General features: G+C 71.0%; 1 protein-coding gene. It reads right to left on the bottom strand.

Annotation, left to right across the window (positions count from 1 at the left end; genetic code table 11):
• Window positions 1-133: 133 nt before the first annotated feature.
• The gene (locus AB0I22_RS30620; RefSeq protein ID WP_363134204.1) at window positions 134-11,974 is read right to left on the bottom strand and encodes an amino acid adenylation domain-containing protein; all 11,841 of its coding nucleotides are present in this window, start codon (window positions 11,972-11,974) and stop codon (window positions 134-136) included.
• Between the last annotated feature and the right edge of the window lie 11 nt (window positions 11,975-11,985).

The following is an 11,985-nucleotide window of genomic DNA, read 5'->3' on the forward strand; positions in this document are numbered from 1 at the left end:
GCCGCCCCGCGGGGCGGCCGGCGCCGGGCGGGCGCGGCGGCCGACGACGGCAGCCGTGCCGTCCGCCGCGCCCGGGAACTCGCTTGCTCCAACGCGCTGTCCGATTGCCGATGCCACGTCAACTAGGTTTTTCCTACGCCCCGTTCACCCCACGAAGCCTGTCCGCGACGGCACGTCCAATGTGCGACAGGTTGGCCGCCTGGAGCATGTCGTCGTGGTTGGAGTCGACTTGGTGCGTCACGATCTCGCCGCCCGTGTACGGCCGCCAGCTTGCGACCGCGTCCGGCGCGTCCATTCCCTTCGGCCGGTCCCCGGCCGCGACGAACACCATGAGATCCCCCGGGAAGTACCGCGGTGCGTGGCGCTTCCCCAGCTGGTACGTGTGCCGCCTGATCTCCTGCATGTTTGTCACGAGCGGCCCGCTCACGCCCGGCGGGTAGGCGTCCTCCCCTGCGAAGAAACCGCCCATGTCCACCTCTTGTCCAACATACCCACCCCCTTCGCCCGGGTTGTCCAGGTCGATCAGAGAGACGTTGCCCATGGAGTTGGGATAGCTGTCGAGCAGCGCGAGGAGTCCGACCTTCTCCCCCAGTTCCGCCAGCCGGGCGGCGATCGCCTGGGCGAACAGCCCGCCCGCGGACCAGCCGAGGAGGTGGTACGGGCCGTACGGCTGGAGGGCCCTGATCCGGTCGGCGTAGTCGGCCGCCATCTCCTCGACGCTCCGCGGCAGGGGCTCCGGCCCCGCGAGCCCGCGCGCCTGCACACCGTAAACCGGCTGGTTCGCCGGCAGGTGCGGGAGGATCGCCGCGTATCCCCAGGCGAGGCCGGTGGTGTAGTGCACGCAGAACAGCGGCGGGCGGTCGCCCTCCGCCCGCAGCGGCAGCAGTACGCCCAGGTCGTCGCGGTTCCCGACCTTGCGCAGTGCCGCACCCGGCCGGTCGCCGTCCCGCTGCTCGTCCGCCGCCGTGCCGCCCGGCGCCTGGGTCTCCGTACCGTTCCCGGCCACCGCCATCCGGCGGTGCTCGGCCCGGCCCAGCAGGATGTCCACCTGGCTGACGCGTACCTCGGGATCGGCCGCCACCTGTTCGAGCACGCGGACGAGCCGGTCCGCGAGCGCCCTGGCGGTGGACGGGTCGAAGAGGTCCGTGGCGTAGCGCAGCACGCCGTCGAGTCCGGCCGGGGTCCGGTCGTCCTCCAGCCGCTCCACGAGGGAGAACGCCAGGTCCATCTCGGACGTCCCGGCGTCCACGGTGAGCCGGGTGGTGTCCAGGCCCGCCAGCTCCGCCGTGTCCCACTTCTCCGCGACATCGTCCCGCACGTCGAGCAGCACCTGGAACACGGGGTGGGCCGCCGCCGAGGGCGGCAGCGACAATGCCGCGACGACCCGTTCGAACGGCACGTCCTGATGCGCTTCGGCGGGCAGGGCCGCCTCCCTGATCCGGTCGAGCAACTCCGTGAACGCGGGGTCGCCGGAGGTGTCCGTACGCAGCGCCATCAGGTCGGTGAAGGGGCCCATCACCCCGTTCAGGCTCTCCTCCTCGTCCTGGCGCGGCAGCACCGTGCCGAGCATGATGTCGGTGCCCGAGCCGAGCCGGGTGAGCAGCAGCGCGAGGGCGGCGTGCACCGCCATGAACGTCGTCGCCCCGTGTTCCTCCGCCGCCTCGGCCAACCTGTCGTGCGCCTCGGCGTCGAGACTGAGCGGCACGGAGTCCGCCCGGTACGAAGCCCGCTGCGGGCGCGGCCGGTCGATCGGCAGCGGCATCGTCGCCGCCGCGTCGGCCAGACTGTTCTTCCAGAAGGCGAGCTGGTCGCCGACCAGGCTCTCCGCCTGCTTCTCGCCTTGGATCAGTTCCCGCTCCCACATCGCGTAATCGGCGAACTGCAAGGGCAGCGAGGCCCGTTCGGAGACTCGGCCTTCCCGCCGGGCGCCGTAGGCGGCCACCAGGTCGCGTACGAGAACGTCCAGTGACGCGACGTCAGCGGCGATCCGGTGCACTACGAGGAGCAGTACGTGCTCGGTGTCCGAGAGGGTGAACAGGTACTGCGCCCAGGGCGTCTCCCGCGTGAGGTCGAACCTGTGCCTGCCGTGTACGGCCAGCAGGGTCGGCAGCCCCGCCTCGGTCGCCGGCAACACGGCGAGCCGGGGGCGGGCGGCAGCGTCGGCGGGGTCCAGGACGTGCTGGACGAGTTCGCCTTCGCCCGTGCGGGCGAAGGTCGTCCGCAGGATGTCCTGACGCGCGGCGATGTCCGCGAGCGCCGCCTCCAGCGCCGCCCGGTCCAGCTCGCCGACCAGGCGCAGGGCGAGCGGCAGCCGCAGTTCCGACTCCGGGCGCAGCCGGTCCGACTGCCATGTGTGCGACTGGTTCGCCGAGAGGGGGATGCCGTCCGGGTGGTCGACCGGCCGCAGCACGGGGCGCGCCTTCAACTGGAGCATCCGGGCCACGCCCAGCGGCGTCGAAGCACCGAAGAACTGACGCATATTCAACTCCGCGCCGAATTCGGTCCTGATGCGCGCGGCGAGCCGCATCGCCAGTGTCGAGTTGCCGCCGGCATCGAAGAAACTGTCGTCGACGCCGACACGTTCGACGTCGAGCACCTCGGCGAAGAGCGCGCAGACGGCCTTCTCCATCTCGCTCTCCGGCGCCCGGCCGGAGCTCCGCTCGCCGAAGTCGGGCGCGGGCAGCGCGGACCGGTCGAGCTTGCCGTTGGCGGTCAGCGGCAGCGCTTCCAGGGCGATGACCGCCGCCGGGATCATGTAGTCCGGCAGCGCCTTGCCCATGTGCTCGTGCAGCTGAAGCTGGTCGAACTCCGGCACCGTGGGGACGATGTAGCCGATCAGCCGGTTGTCGCCCGGCCGGTCCTCGCGAGCGATGACGGCGGCCTGAGCCACGTCCGGGTGGGAGGCCAGCACGGATTCGATCTCGCCCGGCTCGACCCGGAAGCCACGGATCTTGACCTGCTCGTCCGCGCGCCCGGCGAAGTCCAGCTGCCCGTCGGCCGTCCACCGCGCCAGGTCGCCCGAGCGGTACATACGCGCACCGGCTGTGAAGGGGCAGGCTACGAACCGCTCCGCCGTCGAGAACGGGCGGCCCACGTAGCCGCGTGCCAGCCCGGCCCCGGCCACGTACAGCTCACCCGTCACACCCGGCGGCACCGGCCTCAGGAAATCATCGAGGACGAAGACCTGGACGTTGCCGAGGGGCCGGCCGACCGGCGGGGGTGCGTCCTGCGGGCCGATACCGGCAGGCAACGGCGTCGCCGTAGTGATCACCGTCGCCTCGGTCGGACCGTACGTGTTCCACACCCGTGCCCCGGCCCGCCACCGGGCCGCCAGATCCGCGCTCAGCCGCTCCGCGCCCAGCACCCAGTTCTCGACACCGGGCACAGCAGCCGGGTCCAGCACACCCAGGAGGGAGGGGACCACACTGGCCACCCCCACACCAGCCGTACGGATCATCCGAGCCAGCGCCTCCGGCTCCCTACGCTCCTCGCTCGACGCGATCGCCAGCGTGCCCCCGGCCCCTAGAGTGATCGCCACATCCAGCACCGCGGCATCGAAACTGAACGACGCGAACTGAAGCGCCGTCACCCCTTCAGAAACGCCCAGCACCGGCCGCATGACCTCCGCCAGATTCGCCACACTGCCATGCGCGACGGCCACGCCCTTCGGCCGACCCGTCGAACCGGACGTATAGATCACATACGCCAACTGCTCCGGCGTTGGCGGTAGTTGCATTGCTTCGGATGCCTCGATGGCTTCCGCCGCCTCGTCCAGCACCACCACACGCGCGGCGCCTTCCGAGATCTCGGACGCCGTCTCAGCAGTCGCCAGGACGATCGACGCGCCGCTGTCGGCGATCATGTAGGCAAGCCGGTCAGCGGGGTACTCCGGGTCCAGCGGTACGTACGCGCCGCCCGCCTTCCACACCGCCAGCAGCCCTACGATCATCTCCACCCCGCGCGGCAGGCACAGGCCCACCCGCGACTCCCGCGCCACACCGAGACGGGACAGGTAGTGGGCCAGGCGGTTCGCCCGACCTTCCAAGTCCCCGTACGACAACACGTCGGCACCGCACCGGACGGCGACAGCATCCGGAGTCGAGCGGGCCCACGTGGTGAAGCGGTCCAGCGCCGTCCCGGCCGGCACCGGCCGAGCGGTGGCGTTCCACTCCCCCACCACGCGGGAGCGCTCGGTTCCGACGAGCACGTCGATGTCGCTGAGGCGGGTGTCGGGGCGGGCCGCGACCTGGGCCAGTACTTGCGCCAGCCGGGCGGCGAGGGCCTGGGCGGTCTCCTCGTCGAAGAGGTCGGCGGCGTAGAGAATGCCGCCGTCGAGCCCGTCCGGAGAGCCATCGGCGCCGCGCCGCTCGGTGAACGTCAGCGCCAGATCGAAGCGGGTCGGCGGCGCGGAGAACGGCGGCAAGGGGTTCACCTCAAGGCCCGGCAGCTCCCACTGGGCCTCCGGCACGTTCCCTGCGGAGAGCATGACCTGGAACAGCGGGTTACGGGCCATCGAGCGCGTGGGGTTCAACTCCTCCACCAACCGCTCGAAGGGGATGTCCTGATGCCCGTACGCGCCCAGATCCCGCTCCCGCAACCGGCCCAGCAGTTCGGCGAAGGACGGGTCACCGCTCACATCCGCCCGCAGCACCAGCGTGTTGACGAACAACCCCACCAAGGACTCCGTCTGCGCATCACCACGACCCGCGACCGGCGTACCCAGCGGAATGTCATCCCCGGCGCCCATCCGCGACAGCAGCACCGACACCGCCGCATGCATCACCATGAACATCGTCGCCCGACCACGACCCGCCAACTCCACCAACCGCGCATGCGTCACCGCCCCCACACGCACCGGAACACTCCCACTCCGGAACGACGGAACAGCAGGACGAGGCCGATCAAACGGCAAAGCCAATTCCTGCGGCGCACCAGCCAACACACCACGCCAGAAGTCGAGCTGACTGCTCGCCATGCTTTCCGGGTCGTCCGGGTCGCCCAGTGCCGCGCGTTGCCACAGCGCGTAGTCCGCGTACTGCACCGGCAGCGGTTCCCAGTCCGGGGCCCGGCCTTCGCGACGCGCCGTGAAGGCCGTCTCCAGGTCGCGCGCCAGCACGCCCATCGACCAGCCGTCGGACGCGATGTGGTGCGCCACGATCAGCAGTACGTGCTCCGACGGCGTGGCCCGCAGCAGGGTGACCCGCCAGGGCAGGTCCACGCTCATGTCGAAGCCGTGGCTCGCGTGGACGGCGAGGGCCGCTTCCCATTGCTCCTCGCCGGCTTCCGCGACGACGAGCAGCGGGCGTCCTTCCTCGCCCTCCAGCACCTGCTGGCACGGCACTCCGTCCGCATCGGGGAAGACCGTCCGCAGGCTCTCGTGCCGATCGGCCACATCCCCGAGCGCCGCCTCCAGCGCTGCCACATCCAGTTCACCCGAAATCCGCAGCGCCAGCGGCAAGTTGTACGCGGCAGCCGCGGCGGGGTCGTCGCCGACCCTGTTGAGGAACCACATCCGCTGCTGCGCGAACGACAACGGCAGTACTTCAGGCCGTACCTGACGCACCAACACAGATCCGTCCGCGCTCTGCGCGCGCTCGATCAATCGCGCGACGCCCGCCACCGTCGGCGCACCGAACAGCTCCCTGATACTCACCGCCACGTCCAGCACCGACCGCACCCGTGCGATCAACCGCATCGCCAGCAGCGAATCACCGCCCAACGCGAAGAAGCCGTCCTCGGCGCTCACCCGCTCCAACCCGAGCACCTCGCAGAACAGGCTGCTGACCAGCACTTCGGCGGGCGTCTCGGGAACTCGCCCGACGGCACGCCCGGCCGTCTCCGGCGCGGGCAGCGCGGAGCGGTCGAGCTTGCCGTTGGCGGTCAGCGGCAGCGCTTCGAGGGCGATGACCGCCGCCGGGATCATGTAGTCCGGCAGCAGGGTACGGGCGAACTCTTCCAGCGCCGCGCTGTCGAACTCGTCGAGGGAAGCGAGACCGACGAGGGCGGCAGCGGGGACGACGTACGCCACCAGGCGCTGCTCACCCGGCCGGTCCTCGCGGGCCACTACCGCCGCTCGGCCCACGCTCTCGTGCCGGGCCAGCACGGTCTCGATCTCGCCGGGTTCGACCCGGAAGCCGCGGATCTTGACCTGCTCGTCCGCGCGCCCCGCGAAGTCCAGCTGCCCGTCGATTGTCCACCGCGCCAGGTCGCCCGAGCGGTACATCCGCGCGCCCGGAACGAAGGGGCAGGCCACGAACCGCTCCGCCGTCAGGCCGGGCCGTCCCACGTAGCCGCGTGCCAGCCCGGCCCCGGCCACGTACAGCTCACCGATCGCGCCGACCGGAGCGGGCTTCAGGAAATCGTCTAGGACGAAGACCTGAACGTTGCCGAGGGGGCTGCCGATCGGCGGAGGTGCGTCCTGCGGGCCGATTCCGGCAGGCAGCGGCGTCGCCGTGGTGATCACCGCCGCTTCCGTCGGCCCGTACGTGTTCCACACCCGCGCCCCGGCCCGCCACCGCGCGGCCAGATCCGAAGTCAACCGCTCCGCGCCCAGCACCCAGTTCTCGACGCCGGGCACAGCGGCCGGGTCCAGCACGCCCAGGAGGGAGGGAACGACGCTCGCCACGCTCACACCGGCGGCCTCGATCATGCGGGCGAGCGCTTCCGGCTCCGTACGTTCGTCGCTCGACGCGATCGCCAGCGTGCCGCCGCCGCCCAGGGTCACCGCCACATCCAGCACGGCAGCGTCGAAACTGAAGGAGGCGAACTGAAGCGCCGTCACCCCTTCGGCCACGCCGAGTACGGGCCGCATGGCCTCCGCCAGATTCGCCACACCGCCGTGTGCGACGGCCACGCCCTTGGGACGGCCCGTCGAACCGGAGGTGTAGATCACGTACGCCAACTGAGTTGAACCCAGGGTGTGTTGGATCGCATCGGATGGCTCTGCGTCGATACCCTTCGCCGCCTGATCCAGCATCACCACAGCCGCCGGGCCCGCCCGGACGCCGGACAGCGTCCCCGCTGTGCCCACCACCACCGACGCGCCGCTGTCGGTGATCATGTAGGCAAGTCGGTCCGCCGGGTACTCCGGGTCCAGCGGTACGTACGCGCCGCCCGCCTTCCACACCGCCAACAGCCCTACGACCATGTCCACACCGCGCGGCAGGCACAGCCCCACCCGCGACTCCCGCCCCACACCCACCCGCACCAGGAACCGGGCCAGCCGGTTCGCCCGACCTTCCAACTCCCCGTACGACAAAGCGTCGGCACCGCACCGCACGGCGACAGCATCCGGAGTCGAGCGCGCCCACGTGGTGAAGAGATCCAGTACCGTCCCCGCCCCCAACGGCCGGGCGGTGGCGTTCCACTTCTCGATCACGGAGGACCGCTCCTCCGCACCGAGGACGTCGATCTCGCTGATGCGAATGCGAGCGTTGTCCGCGACCTGTTCCAGCACTCGCGCCAGCCGGGCGGCGAGGGCCTGGGCAGTCTCCTCGTCGAAGAGGTCGGCGGCGTACAGGATGCCGCCGTCGAGCCCGTTCGGAGAACCGTCCGCCGCACGCCGCTCGCCCAAGGTCAGCGACAGGTCGAAGTGCGCGGGAGGCGCCGTCATCGACGGCATGGGTTCCGCCTGGAGGCCCGGCAGCTCCCATCGCGACTCCGGCACATTCCCGGCGGTCAGCATGACCTGGAACAGCGGGTTACGGGCCATCGAGCGCGTGGGGTTCAACTCCTCCACCAGCCGCTCGAAGGGGATGTCCTGATGCCCGTACGCACCCAGATCCCGCTCCCGCAACCGCTCCAGCAGTTCGGCGAAGGACGGGTCACCGCTCACATCCGCCCGCAGCACCAGCGTGTTGACGAACAACCCCACCAAGGACTCCGTCTGCGCGTCACCACGACCCGCGACCGGCGTACCCAGCGGAATGTCATCCCCTGCACCCATCCGCGACAGCAACACCGACACCGCCGCATGCATCACCATGAACATCGTCGCCCGACCACGACCCGCCAACTCCACCAACCGCGCATGCGTCACCGCACCCACACGCACCGGAACACTCCCACTCCGGAACGACGGAACAGCAGGCCGAGGCCGATCAAACGGCAAAGCCAACTCCTGCGGCGCACCGGCCAACACACCACGCCAGTAATCGAGCTGACCGCTCACCAGACTCTCCGGATCGCCCAGTTCACCCAGCGCGGCCCGCTGCCACAGAGCGTAGTCCGCGTACTGCACCGGCAGCGGCTCCCAGTCCGGTCCCCGCCCGGCGTGCCGAGCCGCGTAAGCCGCTTGCAGGTCTCGCCCGAGCACGCCCATCGACCAGCCGTCGGACGCGATGTGGTGCGCCACGACCAGCAGTACTGATTCGGTTGGCGCGATCGTGAACAGCCTCACCTGCCAAGGCAGTTCCGTACTCACATCGAATGCGTGACGCGTGTGTGCGGTGAGTTCTTGTTCAAGCCGGTTCTCATCGGTCTCCACTGTGACGAGCCGCGGGCGGCCGGCCTCTCCTGCCAGCACCCTCTGATGCGGAACGCCATCGACATCGGGGAAGACCGTCCGCAGGCTCTCGTGCCGATCGGCCACATCGCCGATCGCCGCCTCCAGCGCCGCCATGTCCAGCTCACCGGAAATCCGCAGCGCCAGGCGCATGTTGTACGCGGCTGCCGCTCCGGGACCGTCGTCCATCCGGTTGAGGAACCACATCCGCTGCTGCGCGAACGACAACGGCAGTACCTCAGGCCGTACCTGACGTGTCAGTACCGCCGTGTCCGTGCCCTGCGTACCGTCGATCAGTCGGGCGACGCCCGCCACGGTCGGCTCGGCGAACAGCTCTTTGATGCTCACCGTCGCGTCCAGCACCGACCGCGCCCGCGCGATCAACCGCATCGCCAGCAGCGAATCACCGCCCAGTTCGAGGAAGTTGTCCTCGGCGCCCACCTGTTCCAGCTCCAGCACCTCGCCGAACAGGCCGCACAGCACCTCCTCCGTGGGCGTCGCGGGGGCACGCCCGCCCCTGGCCGCGAGCTCGGGGGCAGGCAGAACCGCCTTGTCCAGCTTGCCGTTGGCCGTGAGCGGCAGCGCCTCCAGCGTCACCACCGCCGCCGGGACCATGTGCTCCGGAAGGCGCCTGCCGGCGTATTCACGCAGCTCAGCGCCGTCGAGCCGGCGGCCGGCGGCGGGGACGGCGTACGCGACGAGACGCTTGGCGCCCGGCCGGTCCTCGCGGACCACGACCGCCGCCTGGTCGACGGTGTCGTGGGCGGCGAGCACGGCCGCGATCTCGCCGGGCTCGACCCGGAAGCCCCGGATCTTGACCTGCTCGTCCGCGCGCCCCGCGAACTCCAGCTGCCCGTCGGCCGTCCACCGCGCCAGGTCGCCCGAGCGGTACATACGCGCGCCCGGAACGAAGGGGCAGGCCACGAACCGCTCGGCGGTCGGCCCCGGACGGTTCACATAACCGCGCGCGAGCCCGGCCCCGGCCACGTACAGCTCACCCGTCATGCCGGGCGGCAGCGGGCGCAGGAGGCCGTCCAGGACGAAGACCCGGACGTTGCCGAGCGGACGGCCGATCGCGGGCGGCGCGTCCTGCGGGCCGATGCCGGCCGGCAGCAGTCCCGCCGTCGAGATCACGGTGGCCTCGGTCGGCCCGTACGCGTTCCACAGCCGCGCCCCGGCCCGCCATCGGCTCGCCAGGTCGGGGCTCAGCCGCTCCCCGCCCACCAGCCAGTTCTCCACGTCGGGCACGGCATCCGGGTCGAGCAGCGCCAGCATCGAGGGCACGCCGTTCGCGACCCGCACGCCCGAGCGGCGGATCATCTCCGCCAGCGCGTCGGGGTCCGTGCGCTCCTCGCTCAACGCGATCGCGAGCGTGCCGCCCCCGCCCAAGGTGACCACCACGTCCAGGACGGCGGCGTCGAAGCTGAACGACACGAACTGAAGCGCCGTCACACCCTCGCTCATACCCAGCACCGGCCGTACGACCTCGGCCATGTTGACCACGCTGCCGTGGGTCAGCGCCACGCCCTTCGGCCGCCCGGTCGAGCCGGACGTGTAGATCACATTGGACGACTGAGCGGGGCTCGTCGGAAGCCTCAGTGGCGACGCGTCTTCGGCGGCGAGCGCGAGCTCGGTCGCGGGCGCGTCCAGCAGCACCACGTCCACCGCTCCGGCCGACGCCTCCGCCGGCGACTGCGACTGCGACTGCGACGACGCCGATGAAACGGATGCCGATGCCGCTGCCGTCGCAGATGAAGCGGATGCCGAGGTCGCCGAGGTCGACAGGACGACCGATGTGCCGCTGTCCGCGATCATGTAGGCAAGTCGGTCCGCCGGGTACTCCGGGTCCAGCGGTACGTACGCGCCGCCCGCCTTCCACACCGCCAGCAGCCCCACGACCATGTCCACACCGCGCGGCAGGCACAGACCCACCCGCGACTCACGGACCACACCCAGACGGGACAGGTAGCGGGCCAGCCGGTTCGCCCGACCTTCCAACTCTCCGTACGACAACACGTCGGCACCGCACCGCACCGCCGCCGTGTCCGGCGACCGTTCCGCCTGTGCCTCGAACAGGTCCACCACGGTGCCCCGCGAGACCGGCCGAGCGGTGTCGTTCCACTCCCCCACCACGCGGGAGCGCTCGGCATCGTGCAGTACGTCGATGTCGCCGACCCGCGTCGCCGGATCGGCGGCCACCTGTTCCAGCACCCGCGCCAGACGGCCGACGATCGACTGGACGGTGTCGTGCTCGAACAGGTCGGGCCGGTAGTCGACCTCGCAGGTCATGCGGTCGCCAGGGGTTTCCCCGGGGGTCAGGAGCAGCGTGAGCGGATAGTGCGCGGCCTCCTGCCCGCTGATGAGCCTGATGACGAAGGCGTCCGGGTCCGGCGCCTCGGCCGGGGGGCGGGGGTAGTTCTCGTACACCACCAGCGTGTCGAAGACCGCACCGGGACCGACGGTCCGTTGGACCTCCGGAAGCCCGAGATGCTGATGCGTCATCAGCTCCGACTGGCGCTCCTGAAGCCGCGTCAGCATCTCCAATACCGGCTGACCGCCGTCGAGTCGGACCCGTACCGGCAGGGTGTCGATGATGAGGCCCACCATGGACTCGACCCCCGGCAGTTCGGCGGGCCGCCCCGCCGACGTGGCGCCGAAGACGACGTCGTCACGGCCGGTCAGCCGGGCCAGCACCAGCGCCCACGCGCCCTGCACCACTGTGTTCACGGTCAGGTCGTGGCTCTGGGCCAACCGCGTCAGGTCCCGGGAAAGGTCGGCAGGCAGGCGGGTGCTCAGGTTCGCGTACGCATCGGTCGTCCGGTCCGGGGCCGTGGGCGCCACGAGCGTCGGCCCGTCGGCCCCCGCCAGCGACGCCCGCCACGCGCTCCGGGCCGCCTCCTTGTCCTGCCGGTTCAGCCACGCCAGGTACTCGCGGTAGGAGGTCGTCGGCGGAAGTCCGGCGGTGCTGCCGCCCGCCGCGTAGGCCGTGGTCATCTCGTTGATCAGTACGGGCAGCGACCAGCCGTCCATGAGGATGTGGTGGTGAGTGATCACCAACCGGTGCCGCTCCGCGCCGAACCGTACGAGCAGCAGGCGCAGCAGCGGGGGGACGCCCATGTCGAACCGTGCCGCGCGTTCGCGGGCGGAGAGCCGCTCCAGTTCGGCGAGGGCGTCGGCCTCCGCCAGGCCGGAGAGGTCCGCTTCCTGCCACGGCAGGGTCACCGCCCGCGCGACGATCTGCACCGACTCGCCCGACTTGCGCTGGCGGAAGCCCGCCCGCAGCGCGGCGTGCCGGGCCAGCAGCCCTTCCCAGGTCGCCCGCATCCGGCCCGCGTCCAGCGGCCCGATCAGCTCCATGGCTCGTTGCGCCTGGTAGACGTCCGGGGTCGCACCGTCGAAGGTGGCGTGGAACAGCATCCCCTCCTGCAATGGCGAAAGCGGCCACACATCTTCGACACGGGACTGGGTCATCGCTCTTTCTC

Source organism: Streptomyces sp. NPDC050610 (genome assembly GCF_040654875.1).
Taxonomy (GTDB): domain Bacteria; phylum Actinomycetota; class Actinomycetes; order Streptomycetales; family Streptomycetaceae; genus Streptomyces.